Genomic DNA, 21969 nt, shown 5'->3' on the forward strand with positions numbered 1-21969 from the left:
CGGCTGAGGGGGCTGAACGCCGCCGATTTCGGCGACCTCTTGCTGCTGTGCATCAAGCTGTTCCGCGAGCATCCGGACGTGCTGGCGGAGTATCACCGGCGCTTCAAGTACATCCTCGTCGACGAGTACCAGGACAGCAACGTCGCGCAGTACCTGTGGCTGCGGCTGCTGGCGCAGGGCAAGCCCGCCTCGGAGGCGAACCTGTGCGTGGTCGGCGACGACGACCAGTCGATCTATGGCTGGCGCGGCGCCGAAGTGGACAACATCCTGCGCTTCGAGAAGGACTTTCCGGGCGCCAAGGTGATCCGGCTGGAGCGCAACTACCGCTCGACCTCGAATATCCTCGCGGCCGCCAGCCACCTCATTGCACACAACGAGGGCCGGCTGGGCAAGACGCTGCAGACCGACGTCGGCGAGACCGGCGAGATGATCGGCGTCACCTCGGTGTGGGACAGCGAGGAAGAGGCGCGGCAGATCGGCGAGGAGATCGAGCAGTTCCAGCGCCAGGGCGAGGCGCTCAACGCGATGGCAATTCTCGTCCGCGCCAGCCACCAGATGCGGGCGCTGGAAGAGCGCTTCATCACGCTGGGCCTCAACTACCGCGTCATCGGCGGCCCGCGCTTCTACGAGCGCAAGGAAATCCGCGATGCGCTGGCCTACCTGCGGCTGGTCAACAATTCCAGCGACGACCTGGCATTCGAGCGCATCATCAACGTGCCGAAGCGAGGGCTGGGCGATACGACACTTCAGGTGCTGTACGAGACGTCGCGGCGGCTGCAGGTACCGCTCACCGAGGCGACGCGGGCGCTGATCGAGACCGAGGAGCTGAAACCCAAGCAGCGCACCACCTTCCGGCAGTTCCTGCAACAGCTGGACGACTGGGCGGAACGCCTCCGAAGCGGCCCCGGTGGGCCGATGGAAGTCGATATGGATGCCCCGCCCGGGGTGATCCGCCGGGCCCCGTCACACGCGGAGCTGGCGGGGCAGATCCTCGACGAGTCGGGCTACACCGAGATGTGGCAGAACGACAAATCGGCGGACGCCGCCGGCCGGCTCGAGAACCTCAAGGAACTCGTGCGCTCGATGGAGGAGTTCGACACGCTGGGCGGCTTTCTCGAACACGTGTCGCTGGTGATGGACCGCGATACCGGCGAGGCCGAGGACGCTGTCTCCATCATGACGCTGCATTCGGCCAAGGGGCTGGAGTTCGACACCGTGTTCCTCCCCGGCTGGGAGGAAGGGCTGTTCCCCAGCCAGCGCACGCTCGACGAAAGCGGCCGCGCCGGGCTGGAGGAGGAACGCCGGCTTGCCTATGTCGGGCTGACCCGGGCGCGGAAGCGCCTGCGCGTCTACCTGGCGCAGAACCGCCGGATCAACGGGCTGTGGCAATCGGCCATCCCGTCGCGCTTCGTCGATGAACTGCCGGCGCATGTCGTCGAGGTCAAGGATACCGGCTCGGCCTATGGCGGCTACGGCTATGGCGGGCGCGCGGGCGGCGGGCGGTTCGACACGCGCGACCCATTCGATTCACTCTACGAGACGCCGGGCTGGCAGCGCGCCAAGGCACAGGCGAGCCAGCGCAAGTCGGCGGGCCCGATGACCATTGACGGCGACCTCGTAGCCCGCTCGGTGGATGACGGGCGCGGCTCGGCCTATTCGGTGGGCCAGCGGGTGTTCCACCTGAAGTTCGGCTATGGCAGGGTCGAGGCAATCGAGGGCAACAAGCTGACGATCGAGTTCGAAAAGGCGGGGCGGAAGAAGGTGCTGGACAGCTTTGTGCAGAAGGGGTGAGGGCTACGCCTTCACCAGCCCGCCGAAATAGTCCAGCGCGTAAGCCTCGACACCGTCGACGCTGATCGTTTCGCGGCCGTGGAAATGCGAGACGTCGCCGGTGGAGGTGTCGCGGTAGAGGCCGTGCTCGCCCTGCCACTCGAAGCCGCCGAGGAAGCGGTTTTCGGCGTACATGGCAGAGAGCGCCGCCTTGATGGTGAGGCCGGCGCGCGCGGCGTCGATGAGGTCGGGGCGGAGGATGGTGCCGTAGTAGCTCATCGCCCAGGCCGGCTCGCCCCGGTGCCAGACGACTTCCTGGCCGTGGAAATCGGTGCCGCCGAAATAGCTGTCGCGATAGCCCCAGTCGCCGTCGGCAAAGGCGAGGTCGTGGGACCCTGCCCGGCTGGGGGCGGCCGCCTCGCCGCTGCCGACATAAGTGGCGCGTTTGGCGCGGACGATGAAGGCTTCGAGATCGGCAAGGCCGGTGGGCGGGCTCATTGCGGCGGCGTCACCTGGCGGGCCTTGCGGCGCTCGAGGCCCAGCGCGTGCTCGCGAAAGATGATGAACAGCCCTGCCCCGACGACGATCAGGGCGCCGACCAGCATGGTGAGCGTAGGGACTTCGGCAAAGAACAGGTAGCCGACGCCGAGGCTGAGGAGCAGCGAGGTGTATTCGAACGGGGCGACGAGCGAGACGTCGGCGTGGCGGTAGCTCTCGGTGAGCAGGATCTGCGCGATGCCGCCGGCGATACCCGCGACGGTGAGCATGACCCACTGCTCGGGCGTCGGATCGATCCAGCCGAAGGGCAGCATCAGCGCGCCGATGAAGGTGGTGAAGATCGAGAAGTAGAGGACGACGGTGGCGGAGCGCTCGGTGCGCACCAGGGTGCGCACGGCGATGGTGGCAAAGGCGGCGAAGACGCAGGCGAGCAGCGCCATGACCGCGCCGATGCCGGCATCGTCGAGCGGACCACCGCTGAAGACGGTGAGGCGGGGCCACAGGATGATACCGACGCCGACGAGCCCGACGACGACCGCGCTCCAGCGGTAGAGCCGCACCGTCTCCTTGAGGATGAGGGCGCCGAAGACGACGATCAGCAGCGGCGTGGCATAGTTGATCGCGATCGCCTCGGGCAGCGGCAGGCGCGTCAGCGCGATGAAGCCGAGCACCATGCCGCCGGTGCCGACGAGGCCGCGGGTCAGGTGACCGAGCGGATTGGCCGTCTTGAAGCCGTCGACGAGCTCACCGCGCCAGGCGAGGAAGACGATGATCGGCACGATGGCGAAGAGCGACCGGAAGAACACCAGCTGGCCGGGCGGCAGGTTGCCGGTGGCCTTGAGCAGGCTCGCCATCAGCAGGAAGATGGCGACGGAGGTGACCTTCAGCCCGATCCCGGCCGCGACATTGTCGGGCGGGGGGAGCGTGGCTGGCTGGGGCGGGGACAATCAGGCGGTCCGGGGCTGGCGAATATCGGTCATTCCTAGCACCCGACTCGCCTCCTGCCCAACCCAGAAAAGGACAATGGGCGGGATCGGTTGGCCGCGCCGGCCGAACTGTCGTAGCCTTGCCCCGGCCCCCCGCGTGTCGAGTCCCGGCGAACCGATGAACAGCATGCTGATCGCCATCGCCGAGAACATCCCGCTGATCGCGGGCCTGGTGCTGGCCAACTACGTGCTGGCGGCGGTCTGCGCGGTCCGCGAGATCGGCGCCTCGCGCACCTCGCAGGGCTCGATCGCCTGGCTGCTGTCGCTGGCGTTCCTGCCGTTTCCGACGGCCATCATCTACCTGGTGTTCGGCTGGAAGTACTTCGACAGCTACGCCCAGACCCGCCTGCAGGTGCGGCAGTCGCGGCTGATCCGCAGCGAGGAACTGGCGGTGATCGACCGCGACACCGGCGCGCACTGGCCGGTACAGCGCAAGGCCTCGGGGATGCCGTTCCTCGCCGGCAACAAGGTTGACCTGCTGATCGACGGCGAGGCGACCTTCCGCTCTATCTTCGAGGGGATCGCGGCGGCGCGCGACTACATCCTGGTGCAGTTCTACATCATCCGCGACGACCGGCTGGGGCAGGAGCTGGCGGACCGGCTGATCGAGCGGGCCAAGGTCGGGGTACGCGTCTGCGTGCTCTACGATGACGTGGGAAGCGGCGACCTGTCGAACGCCTACAAGCGACGCCTCAGGGCCGCCGGTGTCGAGATCTTCGGGTTCAACCACCGGCACCGCTTCCTGAGGGTGTTCGGGCCGATGCGGATCAACTATCGCAACCACCGCAAGAACGTGGTGGTGGACGGCCGGGTGGCGTGGACCGGAGGGCTGAACGTCGGGGTGGAGTACCTGGGCGAGGACCCGCGCTTCGGGCACTGGCGCGACACCCAGCTCAGGGTCGAGGGGCCGGCCGTCTCCTCGTTCTCGCTGATCTTCCAGGAGGACTGGCTGTGGGCGACCGGCCGGCAACTGCTGCTCGATCCGCCGCGCGAGGTCGAGGAGGTCGGACCGGTCCCGGCGCTGGTGATGGCCACCGGACCGGCGGACAAGATCGAGGCCTGCCCGATCGCCTTCACCGACATCATCGGCCAGGCCCGGCAGCGGCTCTGGGTGGTGAGCCCCTACTTCGTCCCCGACACCGATACGCGAACGGCGCTCTATGCCGCGGCGCTGAGGGGCGTCGACGTCCGCATCATGCTGCCTTCGCGGCCGGACCACATGCTGGTCTGGCTGGCCAGCAACGCGCATGCCGACGCGATGGTGGAACATGGCGTCGGCGTCTATCGCTATCTCGGCGGCTTCCTGCATCAGAAGGTGATCCTGATGGACGACCGCATCGCCGGGGTGGGCAGCGTCAACTTCGACAACCGGTCCTTTGCGATCAACTTCGAGCTCACCGTCTGGATGCCGGAGTCCGGTGCCGTTTCGGCCGTCGAGGACATGCTGGCCAACGACTTCGCCAAGTGCCATCAGGTGTCGCGCGAGGATGTCCGCGGGCGCCCGCCGCTGCAACGATTCATCTCGCAGGCCGCGCGCCTGCTCTCTCCGGTTCTCTGACACGATGCTCAAGGTCGCCTCCTACAATATCCGCAAGAGCCTCGGTACCGATCGGCGCCGCCGGCCGGACCGCATCCTCGGCATCCTCGAGGAAATCGATGCCGACGTCGTGGCGCTGCAGGAGGTGGACCGCCGCTTCGGCGAGCGGGCGACGACGCTCGATGCCGAAGTGATCGTCGACAAGACGCGCTACATGCCGGTGCGCTTCGGCATCCGGCAACTGAGCCTGGGCTGGCACGGCAATGCGCTGCTGGTGCGCAAGGGCATCGAGGTGATCGGGCAGCAGCGGATCGAGCTGCCGTTCCTCGAGCCGCGCGGGGCGGTGCTGGCGGATGTGCGCGTCGGCGCCCACACGATCCGCGTGGTCGGCATGCACCTGGGGCTGCTCGGTGCCTCGCGCCTCAGGCAGGCGCAAGCAGTGGTCGCGCACCTCGAACGCCTCGAGGAGCGGCGGCCGACGGTGATCATGGGCGATCTCAACCAGTGGGCCAACGACGGCGGCTGCCTCGCCCAGTTCGCCATCCACCACAACGTGATCGCGCCCGGCCCGAGCTTTCACGCGCGCCGTCCGATGCTGCAGCTCGACCGGATCATCACCAGCCGCGACCTGGTGCTCGAGGCGACCGGCGTTCACCACACCGCCCTCGCCCGGACCGGCTCGGACCACCTGCCGGTCTGGGCCCGGCTGCATCTGCCGGCTTAACGCTGCAGGCGGCGAGCCATTGACTTGAGCCGCCCGCGGGGCGCAAGAGGCGGCAAACCGGACCCATGACGATGACCCTTTCCCAGCTCTCGACCCCGCTCAGCAAGGACCAGGCCTACGCGCTGGTCGATGCGGTGATGGCCGCCGAGGACCTCGCGATCACCGCCTCGGCGCACGAGGATCCGGAGACCGGCGAGTGGATCTTCGAGGCCACCTGCGACGCGGAGCCCGACCTCGAGGCCTTCGCGGCGCTGGCACGCGCGGCGCTCGGCGGCTCGGTGCAGTTCGCCGTCGAGCCGATCGACCCGGAGGTCAACTGGGTGGCGAAATCGCTGGAGGGACTGCAGCCGGTGGTCGCGGGCGGCTTCTACGTGCACGGCAGCCATGACACCGGGCCGATGCCGGGCGGCCTGACGGCCATCCGAATCGATGCCGCGCAGGCGTTCGGGACGGGCCACCACGAGACGACCACCGGGTGCCTGGAGGCCATCGACAGGTCGCTCAAGCGCCGACGCTTCCGCTCCATGCTCGACGTCGGCACGGGCACCGGCGTCCTGGCCATCGCGCTGGCCAAACGGACCCACCTGCCGGTCATTGCCAGCGATATCGATCCGATCGCGGTCAGGACGACGATCGAGAACGCGCGCGACAACGGGGTCGGCCGCTACGTCATCGCGCTCGAGGCGACTGGGCTGGAGCACCGGCAGATCGCGACGGCGGCGCCGTACGACCTGATCGTCGCCAACATCCTCGCCGGGCCGCTGGTGGCGCTGGCGCCGGCGATGCGCAAGGTGGCCGAGCCGGGCGCGACGGTGATCCTGTCGGGCATTCTCAACCACCAGGCGCCGCGGGTGGTTGCCGCCTATGCCAGGCAGGGGATCGTATTGCGGCAGAAGCTTGTCAAGAAAGAGTGGTCGACGCTCATTCTGGAGCGAAACTAGACACGATGCTGAACGGCGTTATGCGCTGCCGAGCGGCACAAGGCGCCGCACGAACGGCGAAACGCACTTACTTATCTAATATTCTCAACGACTTACGAAGTTATCCCCGGACGCTTGGTGAACGCGCCGAGCAGAAGATGTTCGCGGCACCGGCCGGTGCTGCGGGTCGCCTCGCGGCCGCGCGCCTCGATGACGCAGCCGAGCGCCTTGCGGAAATCGTTCTTGGTCTCGGGCATCGGTACTCTCCCGGTTGACGGTCGGTGGCTCCTGCCACGGTTGCTAGATAGGGGCCGCGACAGACGGCGGTAAGCCCCTGCCGCGAAGGGCAGCCATGCCGGATGTGCAGGGCGCCTTAACAGAGCGTGAATCCTCGCTCCCGGCGATCGGCGTTCATGACTCCCCTCCCCCGGCAGGTGGGCCTCTGCACCCCGGTCGCTGAACCGGGGATGAACCGTACGCCCTGCGGCAGGCGCGGGGACAGATCACCATCGTCGACGTCTGGCACGGAGGGCACCCCCACCCCTTGGGGCCCGCGGGAGGCTCTGGTACGGTCGCCGCACCCGAGCGCCGCGCCGCGGCCCAGATCCTTCCGATCGAGATCATGACCGAAAAAGCCTTCGCCCCGACCGTTTACCAGAGCTTCGACACCCGTACCGACCGGAAGACGGTGGCGCCACGCCTCAAGGCCTTCCGGGCGGCGCTCGCCGAGGCTCGGCTCGACGGCTTTCTGGTGCCGCGCACCGATGCGCACCGGGGCGAGTCGGTTCCGGCGAGCGAGGCGCGCCTCGCCTACCTGACCAGCTTCACCGGCTCGGCGGGCTTTGCCGTGATCGGGATCCGGAAGGCGGGACTGTTCGTCGACAGCCGCTACACGCTGCAGGCGCCGGCCGAGACCGACACGCGGCTGGTCAAGGTGATCGAAACGACGCAGGGCGGGCTGTCGCCGCAAATCGCCGACTTCGTCGCCAAGGGCGGCAAGCTCGGCTACGACCCGTGGCTGCATACGCCGAGCGAGATCGAGGAACTGGGCAAGAGGCTGGCGGGAAAGCTGGGCCTGGTCCCATCCCCCAACCTCGTCGACCGCATCTGGGCCGACCGACCGGCGCCGCCCAACACGCCGGTCGAGTTCCTCGGCCACAACCGGGCCGGCAAGGCGAGCGCCGACAAGCTGGCCGAACTGCGCAGGCTGCTCGGCGCCGACGGGGCGGATGCGCTGGTGCTGACGGTGCCCGAGTCGATCAACTGGCTGTTCAACATGCGTGGCCGCGACGTGCCGCACGTGCCGGTGCTGCTGTGCTTCGCGCTGGTGCCGAAGACCGGCCAGCCGACGCTGTTCGTCGACCGCGACAAGATCACCGCCGAACTGCGTGACGGCCTCAAGGGCCTCGCCAGGGTGGCCGACGCGCGGACCATGGTGGGAGCGCTGCGCCGGCTGGGTGCGGGGGACAAGCGGGTGATGATCGACCCGGCCACCGTGCCGCTGGCCATCGCCAACGCCATCACCGGGCCGAGCGAGAGCCACCTGATCCATCGCCGCGACCCGATCCTGATGGCGAAGGCGAAGAAGAACGAGGTGGAGCTGGGCGGCATGCGCGAGGCGCATCGCATCGACGGCGTGGCGATGGCGAAGTTCCTGTGCTGGTTCGATGCCGAGGCGCCCAAGGGCCGGCTCGACGAGATCGGCATCGTCACCGCGCTCGAGAGTTTCCGCCGCGAGGACGCCAACCTGGTCGACGTCAGCTTCGACACCATCTCGGGTGCGGGCGCCAATGGCGCAATCGTCCACTACCGGGTCGACGAGAGGAGCAATCGCCGGCTCGAGCCGGGCGAACTGATGCTGGTCGACTCGGGTGCGCAGTACATCATGGGCACCACCGACATCACCCGCACGCTGTCGACCGGCAAGGCGACCGCCGAGCAGAAGGACCGCTTCACGCGCGTGCTCAAGGGCATGATGGCGATCTCGATGGCGCGGTTTCCCAAGGGCACGACGGGGGCGCAGATCGACGTGCTGGCGCGGCAGTTCCTGTGGGCGGACGGGGTCACCTACAATCACGGCACCGGACACGGCGTCGGGGCGTTCCTGTCGGTGCACGAGGGGCCGGTCGGCATCTCGTCGCGCTACACGGTGCCGTTCGAGGCGGGCAACATCGTTTCGAACGAGCCCGGCTACTACAAGGAGGGCGGCTACGGCATCCGCACGGAGAACCTCGTGCATGTGGTCGAGGCCCCGGTGGGCGGGGGCGGCTTCCTCGAGTTCGAGACGCTGACGCTGGCGCCGATCGATACGCGGCTGGTGGAGCCCAGGCTGCTCACCGAGGCCGAGCGCGACTGGCTCAACGCCTATCACAGGCGGGTCTTCAAGGAGATCGGGCCGCTGCTCAAGGGCGAGGTAAAGGCCTGGCTGAAGCAGGCGACGGCGGAGATCTAGGGGCGAGGGACAGCGTGGGGGCGGGAGCTGGGGGTGCGGCCGGGGGACGGGTGTCGTGCTCGGGCCGAGTCAAACACTGGGTCATTCCCGCGAGAGCGGGAAGCTCTGTTGTCGTGGTGGGCATCGCAAACGGAGGTCCCCGCTTTCGCGGGGATGACACCGAGTGGGGCGGCGGGGGTCGGGGGGTGCGGCGGGGGGACGGGGGGACGGCTCGGGCCGAGTCTCAACCACGGAGTCATTCCCGCGAAAGCGGGAATCTCCGTTTGTCGTGGTCGGCATCGCAAACGGAGATCCCCGCTTTCGCGGGGATGACACCGAGTAGGGCGGCGGCGGCCGAGTCTCAACCACCGAGTGGGGGGTGGGGTCGGGGGGATGACACCACGTGGGCGGCGGCCGGAGGTGACACCGCGGGGGTGGGCACAAATCAGAACAGGCTGTCGTAGAGGTCGGTCCAGCCGGGGTTCTGTTTTTCGATCAGTTCGATCTTCCAGGCGCGGCGCCATTTCTTGATCTGCTTTTCGCGCGTGATGGCCTCGTAGGCACCGTCGTGCTGCTCGAAGTAGACGAGGCGATAGGTCCTGTAGCGACTCGAGAAGCCGGGGATCAGGGCCTCGCGATGGATGTAGACGCGGACCGGCAGATCGCCGGTGAACCCAGTGTAGAGCACGCCGTACTTGCGACTGGCCAGAATGTAGACGAAATGTCGACCCGTCGTGCTCATGGCTAGACAATAACCACGGCGTCATTGCCGCGAAAGCGGAAATCTCGGCTGGTGGACGTGCCCTTCCCACGGAGTCATTCCCGCGAAAGCGGGAACCTCTGTTGCCGAGGCGGGCATCGTAGACGGAGATCCCCGCTTTCGCGGGGATGACACCGAGTGGGGCGGCGGGGGGCTGGGAGTGCGGCGGCCGGGGGGACAGGGGGGCGGCTGTCGTGCTCGGGCCGAGTCTCAGCGGAGTCATTCCCGCGAAAGCGGGAATCTCTGTTGTCGTAGTGGCATCGCAAACGGAGATCCCCGCTTTCGCGGGGATGACACCGAGTGGGGCGGCGGGGGGCCGGGGGAGGCGGCGAGTGGGGCGGCGGGGGCCCCTTCCCTATGCCACCTGCTGCTTTGCCGGAACGCGGGCCCAGTCGGGGAGCCAGTCGCCGTGGGCGGCGAGCAGGTCGTCGACGAGGTTCCAGATCTGGTCGAGGTCGAGTTCGGCCGAGGTGTGCGGATCGAGCATGGCGGCGTGGTAGATGTGCTCGCGGTTCTCGGTGAGCAGCGCCTGCACCGTCAGGTCCTGGACGTTGACGTTGGTGCGGATGAGCCCGATCAGCTGCGGCGGGATGTCGGTGACCACGGTGGGCTGCAGGCCGTTGGCATCGACCAGCGTCGGCACCTCGACGGCGCAGCCTTCGGGCAATTGCGGAATGTAGCCGCGGTTGACGATGTTGCCGTAGATCACCGACGGCGCGCCGGTCACCACCGAGTTGACGATCTCGGAGGCATATTCGTGGCTCTCCCGCACCTCGACGGTGTTGGCGGTCTTGTAGGTCTCGGCCTCGCGCTTCCAGCGGGCGATCTGCTCGATGCAGCGCTTGGGGTACTCGTCGAGCGGGATGCCGAAGCGCTCGATCAGATCGGGCCGGTCGCGCTTGATGAAGTAGGGCGTGTACTCGGCAAAGTGCTCCGAGCTCTCGGTGACGAAATGGCCCAGCCGGGTCAGCATCTCGTAACGGACCTTGTTGGGGCAGCGGGGGTTCCAATGGCTGGGCTTGGGATAGCGCCCCTCGCGGTAGCCCTGCTTGAGGGCCGGGTAGAGATCGACATAGCTGCCGTCGGGCTGGCGATGCTCGAAATTGAGGTAGAACGCCATGTGGTTGATGCCGGCGGCGCGATAGCGGATCTCCTCGACGGGAATCTCGAGATCACGCGCCAGTTCGTAGGCCGTCCCCTGCACCGAGTGGCAGAGGCCGACCTGGCGGATGGTGGGGTATTTCGCCCCGATCGCCCAGGTGTTGATGGCCATCGGGTTGACGTATTGCAGCATGATGGCGTTGGGCGCGACCTGCAGCATGTCCTCGCAGATCGACCACAGGTGCGGCACGGTGCGGATGCCGCGCATGATGCCACCGATGCCGAGCGTGTCGGCGATGGTCTGGCGCAGGTTGTACTTCTTGGGCACCTCGAAATCGGTGATCGTGCACGGATCGTAGCCGCCGATCTGGAAGCAGACGACGACGAAATCGGTACCGTCCAGAGCCTCGCGCTGGTTCGAGTAGGTCTTGATCGAGGCCGGCACACCCAGGGTCTGGATCAGCTTGCCGGCAATTATCTCGCTCTCCTCGAGGCGGCCCGGATTGACGTCCATCAGGCGGATTTCGGCCCCGCCCAGGGCCGGGCGCTGCAGCACGTCGCCGACGATGTTCTTCATGAACACCGACGAGCCGGCGCCGATGAAGGTGATCTTGGGGTTGGCCATCAAAGGTTCTCCGTCAGTATGGCTGGGCGGCTCAGGCCGCGATGTCGAAGGCGGCCCGGACGAGCCGCGCGGTGTATTCGGTCTGCGGGCGCTCGAGAACGTCGGCGACCGGGCCCTGCTCGACGATCTTGCCGTATTGCATGACCATCACCCGGTGGCAGAGGGCTTTGACCACCTTGAGGTCGTGGGAAATGAACAAGTAGCTCAACCCCTTCTCATCCTGCAACTTGCGCAGCAGTTCGATGATCTGCGCCTGCACCGAGAGGTCGAGCGCCGAGGTCGGCTCGTCGAGCAGGATGAACTCGGGCTCGAGCGCGATGGCACGGGCAATGGCGAGGCGCTGGCGCTGGCCGCCCGAGAACTCATGCGGGAAGCGGTTGAGGATGGTATCGGGCATGCCGGCGTCGCGCAGCGCCTGGCGCACACGCTCGACGCGCTCCTTGCCGTTGGCGCCGATCTGGTTGACGATCAGCCCTTCCTCGATGATCTGGCGCACGCTCATGCGCGGGTTGAGCGAGGCGAAGGGGTCCTGGAAGACGATCTGCATGCGGCTACGCAGCGGGCGCATCGCCTGCCGGTCCTTGCCGTGGATCGGTTCGCCGTCGAAGAAAATCTCGCCGCCCTGGTTGCCGATGAGCCGGATCAGCGCCTGCCCGAATGTGGTCTTGCCCGACCCGGATTCGCCGACGAGGCCCAGGGTCTCGTGCTTCTTGAGGTTGAGCGAGAGCCTGTCGACCGCGACCAGCTCGAAGAAATCCGGGTTGAGGAAGCCGCCGCGCTTGAGGGTGAAGGCGACCTTGACCTCCCTGCCCTCGAGTACGCTCGGCGAGTCCGCCGCGATGGGCCGCGCCGCCCCCTTCGGCTCGGAGGCGAGCAGATGCCGGGTGTAGGCGTGGCGCGGGTTGGCGAAGAGATCGGCGGTGGTGTTGTGCTCCTGCACGCGGCCGTTCTGCATGACGTAGACATAGTCGGAGAACTGCTTCACCACGGTCAGGTCGTGGGTGATGAGGATCACCGCCATGCCGTACTTGTCCTTCAGATCCTTGATCAGATTGAGGATCTGGGCCTGCACCGTGACGTCGAGCGCGGTGGTCGGTTCGTCGGCGATGAGGACGTCGGGCCGGTTGGCGAGGGCCATGGCGATCATGACGCGCTGGCGCTGGCCGCCCGACAGCTGGTGCGGATACTGGCGCAGCCGCGCGGCGGGCTCGGGAATCTGCACCTCCTCGAGCAGCGCCTCGGCCTTCTGCATCGCCTCCCGGCGGCTCATGCGGTTGTGCAGGTGGAGGATTTCGCAGAGCTGCTGGCCGATGGTGTAGACCGGGTTGAGCGAACTCATCGGCTCCTGGAAGATCATCGTCACGTCATTGCCGCGCAGCCGGCGCATCTCGTTCTCGGAGAGCTCGAGGATGTTCTTGCCAGAGAGCATGATCCGCGCTCCGCGGCCGATGCGGGCACGCTTGGTCAGCAGCCGCATGATGGTGCGCGCGGTGACCGATTTTCCCGAGCCGGACTCGCCGACAAGCGCGATGGTCTCGCCCTTGTGCAGCTGGAACGAGACATCGTGAACGGCATGCACGGTGCCGCCCTCGACCTTGAAGTCGACGGCGATGTTGCGGGCATCGAGGATCAGCTCGCGGCCATGGCTGCCAAGGTCGCGGCGTTCGGGAGGGGCGAGGTCATCCGGGGTGTTCATGGCGGGCCTCAATAGGGATCGATGGCGTCGCGCAGCCCGTCGCCCAGCGCATTGAAGGCGAAGACGGTGATCAGCACGAAGACGACGGGGGAGAGGATCCAGGGATAGGACCCGATCACCGAGAAGGTGCCGGTATCCTGCAGCATCAGGCCCCAGGAGATCAGCGGCGGCTTCACGGCGAAGCCGAGGAAGCCGAGGAAGCTCTCGAGCAGCACCACGGTCGGGATGGCGATGGTCACCGCGACGATCAGGTGGCTCGAGACATTGGGCAGGATGTGTCGGGTGATGATGCGCATGTCGGACGAGCCGACCGCGATGGCGGCGCGCACATACTCGATGCGGGCGAGCGCCAGGGTCTTGGAGCGCACCTCGCGGCTGAGCTGCGCCCAGCCGAGCACGGCCATGACGCCGATGACGAAGGCGATGAAGACGTTGGACGGGGCGGTGACCGGGATCAGCGAGGTGAGCGCGAGGTAGAGCGGCAATTGCGGGAAGGCGAGGACGAACTCGACGAAGCGCTGCACCCAGACGTCGATGCGCCCCCCCATATAGCCCGAGAAGATGCCCACGAAGGTGCCGATGGTGGTGGTCAGCAGCACCACGACCAGCGCGATCGTGAGTGAGATCTGCGAGCCGACGATGCCGCGGGAGAGGATGTCGCGGCCGAACTTGTCGGTGCCGAGGAAGTGGATCGGCCGACCATCGACCGCGCCGAAGAAGTGCAGGTTGGCAGGGATGAACCCGAGCAGGTCGTAGCTGTGGCCGGCAACGAAGAAGCCGAGCGAGGTCGGGTTCTTCTTGTCGGGTCCGGTCAGCGGCTGGAAGGTGATCGGGTCGAGCTCGCCGGTCTCGATGATCGGATAGACATAGGGAATGAGGCTGAAGCTGCCGTCCGGAGCGGCGAACTCCACATGGTCGGGCGGGGCGAAGGCGAGGTCGGTGGCCTTGGGATCCATCGGTGCGAAGAAATCGCCGAACACCGCCATGAGGATCAGCGCCGCGACGAGGACAAGGCCGATCATGCCCATGGTGGAGCGGCGGAAGCGCCGCCAGACGAGAGCGAGATAGGTCTCGTTGCCATGCGCGAGGCGGCCCGACGAGGTCATGCCGGGCTGCGGCGTCGTCTGATCGGCGGTCTCGGCCGGCTTGTCGGTGACTTCGGTCATTCGCGGTTGCTCCCGCCCAGACGAACGCGCGGGTCGAGCGCGACGAGCAAGAGATCTGCGATGATGTTGCCGATGATCAGGGTGACGGCGAGGACGAGCACGAAGGTTGCGGTGACGTAGACGTCGCCGACCGCCATCGAGCCGACGATGGCCGGACCGACGGTGGCAAGGCCGAAGACGATGGCCACCTCGATCTCGCCGGTCAGCATGTAGGGCAGCACGACGCCCTGGTAGGCGACGAGGGGGTGGAGCGCGTTGGGCACGGCATGCTTCATGATCACGGCGCCCTCGGAAAGTCCCTTGGCCCGCGCGGTCTCGACATACTGGGCGTTGAGCACGTCGAGCAGGTTGGCCCGCATGACGCGCATGTTGTAGGCCAGCCCGCCGAAGGTGGCGATGAAGATCACCGGCCAGACATGCTTGACGAGGTCGACGAACTTGTCCCAGCTCCAGGGTGCGCCGCCGTATTTTGACGAGAAGAAGCTGCCGATCTCCTGCACGTTCAGCCGGAAGGCGAGGATGTAGATGATGATCAGCGCCAGGAGGAAGCGCGGCACTGTCATGCCGAGGAAGGAAACCACCCCGAGCACGGTATCGACCCAGCTGTACTGGCGCGTCGCGGCAATGATGCCGAGCGAGATGCCGAAGATGGATGCGAGGATATGGCAGGTCAGCGCCAGCAGGATGGTGCGCGGCAGGCGCTCGGCCACCACGTCGCCCACCGGCTTGTTGTAGTAGAGCGAGTGGCCGAAATCAAACTCGGTGACGATGCCCTTCATCCAGTTGACGTACTGGATCGGCAGCGGGTCGTTGAGGCCGTTGGCCGCGCGATAGGCCTCGGCCTGGACCTCGGCTTCCTCGGCGGTGGCGCCGCCCTGGTTCATCAGCATGGAGCGGATGTAGTCGCCGTAGTCTCCCGGCGGAGCCTGGATGATGGCGAAGGTCACCACGCTGAGGACCAGCAGGATCGGCAAGGCGGCGAGGACCCGCATGACGAGAAAGCGCAGCACTTGCAGCATGGTCTTTGCTCCGTCGTTCGGCGTGCCCGACCTTGTCCCTCGACAGGTTCAGGAAGACGTTCTCGGAAGGTTGAGCCCCGGGGAAGGCCCCTCACATGCCGCTTCGCGCCGACCACTCCCCCGACGGGAGTGGCGAGCAGCAGCAATGCCGTGGATACGGTTCAGGCGGCAGGGGGCGCGGACGCCCCCTGCCACTGGGTCCGCAGGTCGGTCAGAGAGCGACCGGCCCGGCGGAACCCGGCGCACCCGGGAGGGTATTGGGATGCAGCTCGTAGTTCTGCTGCTTGTCGGCCGGCACGAACACGCGCTCGCGGATGATGTTGTCCTCGGCCCAGTTGAACATGAAGATCGGGGCGCCCGCCGGGATGTTGGCAAAGCGCTTGTTGATGATCAGTGCACCCGGATACTGGGTGAGACCGATGCCGTTCACGTTCTCGGTATAGAGCTTCTGGTACTGCTTCATCAGTTCGACGCGCTCGGCGGCATCGTTGGTGGCGATGAACTTGTTCACCACGTCCACCATCGCCTGCTCCCAGGGGAGCAGATCGAGCTGGTCATTGGCGCCGGCGCGGTGATGCGCGGAGATGCGCGGACCGGTGGGCGCGAGCGCCACGGTGCCCTGCACAACCGAGATCAGTTCCGAGCCGTTGCGGCGGACGGTCCAGTCGAACTTGCCGGACTGCTCGGTCGCGTCGCGCTGCGTGCCGGTCAGGATGTTCGGGATCACGCGGATGCCGAGCTTCTCCATCTGGGCGACGACGCCTTCGGCCAGCGACTTGTCGGTCTGGTAGTCGGCATTGGCGAGCACGGTGATTTCCACGTCCTTGCCGCCCACTCCGGGCGTCTCGGCGGGGAAGTTGACGATGCCGTTGCCGTCCGTGTCGGTGAGCCCGATCTTGGCGAGCAGCGCCTTGGCGCCGTCGAGGTTGTACGGGTAGTACACCGTCGAGCCCTTGTCGTAGTAGGTCGTGCCGGCATAGAGGCCGCCCGGATAGATGGCGGTGAACGGACCCTTGACCAGGCTTTCGCCCAGCGCCTGACGGTCGATCGCCGAGGTGACCGCGACGCGGAAGTCGGCATTGCGGTTGAGCTCGCGCACGGCCTGCGCACGGGCATCCGGCTCGCCCCAGCCATTGCCGGAGAGGTTCGGATAGAGCGTGTAGCCGATGGTGCGGGCACCGAAGGCGAGGCGCGCCGGGGCCGCCGCATCGGCGGAGCGCTTCAGCGCCTCGACGTAGCTTTCGGCCTGCTCGAGGTTGGAGAAGTCGCCGGTGCCGGCCACGGCCTGCACGTCACGGTCGGCCCAGGTCGAGAGGCGATAGTGCATCTCGTTGAGATAGGGCAGCTGATTGCCCTGGTCGTCGACCTTCCAGTAGTAGGGATTGCGGCGCAGCACGACGATGTCGTCGGCGCGGTACTCCACCGGCACCCAGGCGCCCATGACCGGGATGTTCATGTACTCGGGCGGGAAGGCGTTCTTGTACTGGTCGTAGGTCTGGCCGGCCTTGTTGTCCGGATGTTCGGGCGCGAGGATATGCGCCGGACCGGGACAGAAGGTGCCATAGGCCATCTGGTAGATGTACTGCGCCGGGAAGGCGTCCTTGAAGGTCCAGACCAGCGTGTAGTCGTCGGTCGCCTCGAGCGTGGTGCCTTCCCCGAAGGTCTCGGGAGTGGCGCCATTGAGCGGCGAAACGTTGGGATCGAGGACGTTCTTCTCCCAGTAGAACATCGCGTCCTTGGTGGTGAAGGGCACGCCGTCCGACCACTTGGCGCCTTCGATCAGGTGCATGGTCAGCTTGTGGCCATCCTCGGACCATTCCCAGCTCTTGGCGAGGTTGGGCATCGGGGCGAGTTCTTCGGCCTTGACGGTGAAGAGCGGACCGGTACGGGTCAGGCACTCGGACATGCCGATGTCGATGCCACCCCAGCCCTGCGACTGACCGGCGGTGTAGTTCCAGCCCTCGGGGCGACCACCGATCACATGGCGCATGACGTCGCCGTAGACGCCGATGCCGTCGGGCATGTTCGACGCCTTGAAGACCATCGGCTCCTTGGGCAGGCGTTCCGCGACCGGCGGGAGCTTCCCGGCGTCGACGAAGGCCTTGACGAAATCCGGCTCGCTATAGGCGGGCAACGCCTTGTACTCGAAGATGTCGGCCATGCCGACGAAGTTCGGCGTACCCTGGGCATCGAATTTCGGCGGATCGGGCAGCTCGCCCGGGCTGATGGTCTGTGCCTGCGCGGCGATCACCGATACGCCGAGCAGAAGGCTTGCCCCGGTCAGGGCAAAAACGTGTCGTTTCATGGTACCTCCCATTGCAGAGGACCGGCGCACACGCACCCGCGCCTGGCTCCCGACCCGGCGCTACCCATCCTCGCAAGGCGAAAGGGTAGCCCTTGCCAAGGTCGCGACAATCCCGTTATCTGAATCAGTATTTCCGGTTTTCACAGATACCCAAGCACATGGCGACCCCTCAGCAGACTGTTTCCGCGCCGCGGCCGCGCCAGAAGGCGGCCGCACCGGTGCCACGGCCGGATCGCCGGTTCTACGCCCAGACGCAGGCCTTCGGCCGCTTCGGCATCCGCTGGTTCGACCCGCAGATCATGCCGCAGGAGCATTTCCACGGGCACATCGAACTGAACTGGCTGACCGCCGGCGGCATGGACTACGTGATCGACGGCCGGCCGCTCAGCATTCCCGCCGAGCGCGTCGTGATGTTCTGGGCCGGCATCCCGCACCAGACCGTGGCGCTCGACACGGGTCCGCGCGGCGACAGCCGGCAGTGCAATGTCTACCTGCCGCTCGACACCTTCCTGCACATGCCGAACCTCGGACGGCTCACCGAGACGATGATGGGCGGCGGCGTGGTGATGCTGCAGCCCGGGACGCTGGGCGCCGACACACTGCAGCGCTGGTACCAGGACTACCGTTCGGGCGACGCGGAGCGGGCCGACATCCTCAAGGAGGAGATCGCGCTGATGCTGCGCCGGGCGGCCCTCACCGGCTGGGACAGCCTGATGGATCCCTGGATCGAGAGCGTCGGCAGTTCGACGCGGGCTGCTTCGCCGCTGCGCTACGTGGTGGCGATGATCCGGCACATCCTCGAGAACCTCAGCGCGCCGCTGCGCGCCGAGGACGTCGCCAAGGTGGTCGGCCTGCACCCCAACTATGCGCTGAACCTGTTCACCGACGTGATGCGGGTGCCGCTGCACAAGTTCGTGGTGCGGATGCGCCTGATCCGGGCGCGTTCGCTGCTGTTCGAGGGGAGCCTGTCGATCGAGAACGTGGCCTTCGAGAGCGGCTTCTCGGCGCTGAGCCAGTTCTACGTGCAGTTCCGCAACGCCTACGGGCTGACGCCGCGACAGATGCGGGCGCACTACCTGCGCTGATCGGGCACTTGCGGCCTGGCGCGAACCGGGGTTGATTGCCGGCCCATGACCGACCTCTACCTGTTCGGGACTGCCGCGCTCGCGCTGCTCATCGCACCCGGCCCGACCAACACCCTGCTGGCCACCGTTGGGGCGCTGAGCTCGGTGCGCCGCGCCGTGCCGCACCTGCTGGCGACCCTGCTCGCCTATGCGCTGGCAATCGTGGCCTACAGGTCGGTGCTCGCGCCGGTGCTGTCGGCGGCCCCCTGGGTCTCTGTGGCCCTCAAGCTGGTCGTCGCGGCCTACGTGACGTGGCTCGCCATCAAGCTCTGGGCTGCCGCGGTGCGCGTGACGGACCGACCGGTGCCGGTCAGGGACGTGTTCGTCGCGACGCTGTTCAATCCGAAGGGGCTGGTGCTGGCGCTCGTGCTGTTGCCGGCGGACGCAAGCAACCTGCTGCCGCACGCGGTGGTGCTCGCCGCCATCGCCGCGACCTCGAGCCTGCTGTGGATAGCCCTCGGACGGCTGATCATCGCCGGGGCGGGAGATCGCGGCCGACCCTGGATCGGCCGATCGGGCTCGGTGGTGCTGGTCGGCTTCGCCGGACTGATCGCGGCCTCCGCGCTGGGTTAGTGCGTCCCCTGCCCGCCCCGAGCCGACGATCGATAAAATGCAAGTCAGTTCCGAGCCGTTCCTTAAGTTCTGGATGCGCAGGCTGACTCCCGGAACTTTCGGACCGCAGGACGCGGTCGACCAGGGGGTCGGGGATGCCGAATACGAGCAGTGTCAGCCTGAGCGGCAACGCCGATATCGACGGCGTGCTGTCCGGGACCAAGTGGACCGATCCCAATATCAGCTTCGGCTTCACCACGGCGATGAACCAGTACGGCTACACGCTGGCCGGTTTCGAGGCACTCAACACGGCCCAGAAGACCGCCGTGCGCGGCATCCTCGACATGATCGAGTCCTACACCGGCCTGGTGTTCACCGAGGCGACCAATCCCGCCACCGCGACACTGCGCTTTGCCGAGGAGGACTCCGCCGGCACCGCCTACGCCTACCTGCCGAGCCGCGCCGAGCAGGGCGGCGATGTCTGGCTGAACCACACCTCCTACAACAACCCGCTCAAGGGCACCTACGCCTACGCCACGTTCGTGCACGAGATCGGCCATACCCTCGGCCTCGACCATGGCCAGGACGGGCTGGCGGCGCTGCCGACCAACCACGACTCGCTCGAATACTCGGTGATGACCTACCGCTCGTTCGTCGGGGCCAATCTCAACGGCTACACCGTGCGCGACGGCAGCTACCCGCAGACGCTGATGCTCAACGACGTGGCGGCGCTGCAGTACATGTACGGCGCGAACTACGCGACCAATGCCGGCAACACCACCTATCGGTGGAGCGCGACCACCGGGGAGATGTCGATCAACGGCATCGGCCAGGGGGCTTCGGTCGCCAACAAGGTCTTCCTCACGGTGTGGGACGGCGGCGGCATCGACACCTATGACTTCTCCAACTACACGACCAACCTCGTGGTCGACCTCGCGCCGGGCGGCTGGACGACGACCAGCGCGGCGCAACTCGCCGATCTCGGCGGCGGCTTCTATGCCGGGCAGTTCGCGCGCGGCAACATCGCCAACGCCTACCTGTTCCAGGGCAACCTGGCATCGCTGATCGAGAATGCCGTCGGCGGCACCGGCAATGACCGGATCACCGGCAACGAGGGAAACAACACCCTCAATGGCGGCGCGGGCAGCGACACGCTGACCGGAGCGGCCGGAAACGACACGATCATCGGCGGCATCGGGATCGACACCTGCGTGTGGACGGTGAACCGTGCCGACTGCACGATCAGCTACGACAGCAGCGCCATGACCTACCTGATCCAGAGCCTGCAGCTGGGCCTCGACCGGGTGTCGGAGGTCGAGTACTTCACCTTCCTCGACGGCACGTTCGCGGCCGAAACGCTGGTGACGGCGCCGGTCGACACGGCCGCGCCGACACTGGCCTCGACCAGCCCGGCCGACAATTCCAGCGCGGTGGCGACCAGCGCCAACCTGGTGCTGACCTTCAGCGAGAATGTGGTGGCGGGGGCCGGCAACATCGTCATCCACACCGCGAACGGCGCCGTGGCGGCGACGATCGCGGCGAGCGACACCGCGCAGGTCTCGATCGCGGGCAAGGTGGTGACGGTCAATCCGACCGCCAACCTCGCGGCGGGACAGGGCTACTACGTGCTGATCGACGGCGGTGCCTTCGAGGACGGCGCCGGGAACGACTTCGCCGGGGTGACCAGCGCGCAGGCCTTCAACTTCACCACGCAGAGCCTGACGTTCACCGGCACCAACTCGGCCAATACGCTCAACGGCACGGCGGCGGACGAGTTCTTCTATGGCCTCGGAGGCAACGACACCCTCAACGGCAATGGCGGCAACGACTACTTCGACGGCGGCAGCGGCAAGGACCGGATGACGGGCGGTGCCGGCAACGACATCTACATCGTCGACTCGACCAGCGACTCGGTGGTCGAGTCGGCCGGCGGCGGCACGGACACCGTGCGCTCGAGCGTCAGCCTGACACTGGCCAGCAATGTCGAGGACCTGGAACTGTCCGGCAGCAGCGGCCTGAGCGGCACCGGCAACGGCCTCGCCAACCGGCTGCTCGGCAACAGCGGAGCCAACAGCCTCAACGGCTCGGGCGGCAACGACACGCTCTACGGACGCGGCGGGAACGACACGCTGACCGGCGGCAGCGGCCTCGACATGTTCGTGTTCGATACCGTTTCGGGCGGCAATGACCGGATCAGCGACTTCAGCGTCAGCGACGACACGATCGGGCTCAGCCGCACGGTGTTTGCCGGCCTCGGCGCGGTGGGCGCGCTCGACACCGGCGCCTTCCATCGCGGTACGGCCGCAGCCGATGCGGCCGACCGGCTGATCTACAACGCGTCGACCGGGGCGCTGTTCTACGATGCCGATGGGGCCGGCGGCGCCGCGCAGCAGCAGATCGCCACGCTGAGCCGGAACCTCGCCCTGACGTCTGCCGACTTCCTCGTGCTCACCTGAGGGTGAGACGCTCGCCGGGCGTCAGCCGACGGTGCCGCGCACGACGAGGCGCGCGGTGACGCTCTCGCTCAGGGGCCCCGCATCCGGCGTGCGGAGGCGACGCAGGATCAGCCGGACCAGCGCACCGACCCGCTCGCCGATATCGATGCGGATGGTGGTGAGGTCGTAGGCCCGCCAGTGCGCCTGCGCCACGTCATCGAAGCCGACCACCTTCACGTCCTGCGGGACGCGCAGCCCCAGTTCATGACGCAGCGCGTCGATGACCCCGAAGGCGCCGACATCGTTGGCGGAAAAGACCG

Annotated in this window: 18 protein-coding genes; 8 read left to right on the forward strand and 10 right to left on the reverse strand. The window is 67.1% G+C overall.

Annotation, left to right across the window (positions count from 1 at the left end; genetic code table 11):
• Positions 1-1791 (forward strand): ATP-dependent helicase (locus ACE3TU_RS06435; RefSeq protein ID WP_374621753.1); only part of this gene is annotated, 1791 nt, incomplete at its 5' end.
• Between the two features lie 3 nt (positions 1792-1794).
• Here the strand turns inward: ACE3TU_RS06435 and ACE3TU_RS06440 are convergent.
• A complete protein-coding gene (locus ACE3TU_RS06440) occupies positions 1795-2268 on the reverse strand; it encodes a DUF5680 domain-containing protein (protein WP_374621756.1) in 474 nt (157 codons plus the stop codon).
• On the reverse strand, positions 2265-3215 hold the full coding sequence (locus ACE3TU_RS06445; RefSeq protein WP_374621759.1) for a DMT family transporter: 951 nt from the start codon (positions 3213-3215) through the stop codon (positions 2265-2267). The genes ACE3TU_RS06440 and ACE3TU_RS06445 overlap by 4 nt, the downstream gene beginning before the upstream one ends.
• Before the next feature lie 157 nt (positions 3216-3372).
• Between ACE3TU_RS06445 and cls the strand changes: the two genes are divergently transcribed.
• The 3 genes from cls to ACE3TU_RS06460 all read left to right on the forward strand — a co-directional run bounded on the left by cls (position 3373) and on the right by ACE3TU_RS06460 (position 6456).
• The gene (gene cls, locus ACE3TU_RS06450; protein WP_374621762.1) at positions 3373-4812 is read left to right on the forward strand and encodes a cardiolipin synthase; all 1440 of its coding nucleotides are present in this window, start codon (positions 3373-3375) and stop codon (positions 4810-4812) included.
• A 4-nt stretch (positions 4813-4816) separates the two neighbouring features.
• On the forward strand, positions 4817-5515 hold the full coding sequence (locus ACE3TU_RS06455) for an endonuclease/exonuclease/phosphatase family protein (RefSeq protein WP_374621764.1): 699 nt from the start codon (positions 4817-4819) through the stop codon (positions 5513-5515).
• A gap of 71 nt (positions 5516-5586) precedes the next feature.
• The gene (locus tag ACE3TU_RS06460) at positions 5587-6456 is read left to right on the forward strand and encodes a 50S ribosomal protein L11 methyltransferase (RefSeq protein ID WP_374621767.1); all 870 of its coding nucleotides are present in this window, start codon (positions 5587-5589) and stop codon (positions 6454-6456) included.
• A gap of 92 nt (positions 6457-6548) precedes the next feature.
• Here ACE3TU_RS06460 and ACE3TU_RS06465 read toward each other — a convergent pair whose 3' ends face one another.
• Entirely contained in the window at positions 6549-6692 is a 144-nt protein-coding gene (locus ACE3TU_RS06465) for a hypothetical protein (protein ID WP_374621770.1), read from the reverse strand.
• 365 nt (positions 6693-7057) lie between these two features.
• Here ACE3TU_RS06465 and ACE3TU_RS06470 point away from each other — a divergent pair, with 365 nt between their 5' ends.
• Positions 7058-8887: an aminopeptidase P family protein gene (locus ACE3TU_RS06470; protein ID WP_374621773.1), complete on the forward strand. Its 1830-nt coding sequence runs from the start codon at positions 7058-7060 to the stop codon at positions 8885-8887.
• Between the two features lie 424 nt (positions 8888-9311).
• Here the strand turns inward: ACE3TU_RS06470 and ACE3TU_RS06475 are convergent, their stop codons facing one another.
• From ACE3TU_RS06475 to ACE3TU_RS06500, 6 genes are all read right to left on the reverse strand, one after another.
• Complete coding sequence (locus ACE3TU_RS06475) at positions 9312-9608, reverse strand: GIY-YIG nuclease family protein (RefSeq protein WP_374621775.1); 297 nt, start codon at positions 9606-9608, stop codon at positions 9312-9314.
• Between the two features lie 373 nt (positions 9609-9981).
• The gene (locus tag ACE3TU_RS06480) at positions 9982-11355 is read right to left on the reverse strand and encodes an alpha-glucosidase/alpha-galactosidase (protein ID WP_374621777.1); all 1374 of its coding nucleotides are present in this window, start codon (positions 11353-11355) and stop codon (positions 9982-9984) included.
• A 28-nt stretch (positions 11356-11383) separates the two neighbouring features.
• On the reverse strand, positions 11384-13048 hold the full coding sequence (locus ACE3TU_RS06485; protein ID WP_374621780.1) for an ABC transporter ATP-binding protein: 1665 nt from the start codon (positions 13046-13048) through the stop codon (positions 11384-11386).
• Between the two features lie 8 nt (positions 13049-13056).
• A complete protein-coding gene (locus ACE3TU_RS06490; protein WP_374621798.1) occupies positions 13057-14154 on the reverse strand; it encodes an ABC transporter permease in 1098 nt (365 codons plus the stop codon).
• Between the two features lie 56 nt (positions 14155-14210).
• Positions 14211-15224, reverse strand: a complete 1014-nt coding sequence (locus ACE3TU_RS06495; RefSeq protein WP_374621800.1) for an ABC transporter permease — start codon at positions 15222-15224, stop codon at positions 14211-14213.
• A 220-nt stretch (positions 15225-15444) separates the two neighbouring features.
• A complete protein-coding gene (locus ACE3TU_RS06500) occupies positions 15445-17538 on the reverse strand; it encodes an ABC transporter substrate-binding protein (protein WP_374621783.1) in 2094 nt (697 codons plus the stop codon).
• 158 nt (positions 17539-17696) lie between these two features.
• On the opposite strand from ACE3TU_RS06500, the gene ACE3TU_RS06505 reads away from it, so the two are divergent.
• The 3 genes from ACE3TU_RS06505 (at position 17697) to ACE3TU_RS06515 (ending at position 21670) form a co-directional block, all read left to right on the forward strand.
• Entirely contained in the window at positions 17697-18623 is a 927-nt protein-coding gene (locus ACE3TU_RS06505; protein WP_374621786.1) for a helix-turn-helix domain-containing protein, read from the forward strand.
• Positions 18624-18668: 45 nt separating this feature from the next.
• Positions 18669-19235, forward strand: coding sequence for a LysE family translocator (locus ACE3TU_RS06510; RefSeq protein ID WP_374621789.1), 567 nt, complete (start codon positions 18669-18671; stop codon positions 19233-19235).
• A gap of 134 nt (positions 19236-19369) precedes the next feature.
• Positions 19370-21670 (forward strand): Ig-like domain-containing protein, encoded by a 2301-nt coding sequence (locus ACE3TU_RS06515; RefSeq protein ID WP_374621792.1) that lies wholly within the window; start codon positions 19370-19372, stop codon positions 21668-21670.
• Positions 21671-21691: 21 nt separating this feature from the next.
• Here ACE3TU_RS06515 and ACE3TU_RS06520 read toward each other — a convergent pair.
• Positions 21692-21969, reverse strand: a 278-nt coding sequence (locus tag ACE3TU_RS06520; RefSeq protein ID WP_374621795.1) for a substrate-binding domain-containing protein, incomplete at its 5' end; no start/stop codon positions are given.

This window comes from Devosia sp., assembly GCF_041917035.1.
Lineage (GTDB): Bacteria > Pseudomonadota > Alphaproteobacteria > Rhizobiales > Devosiaceae > Devosia_A.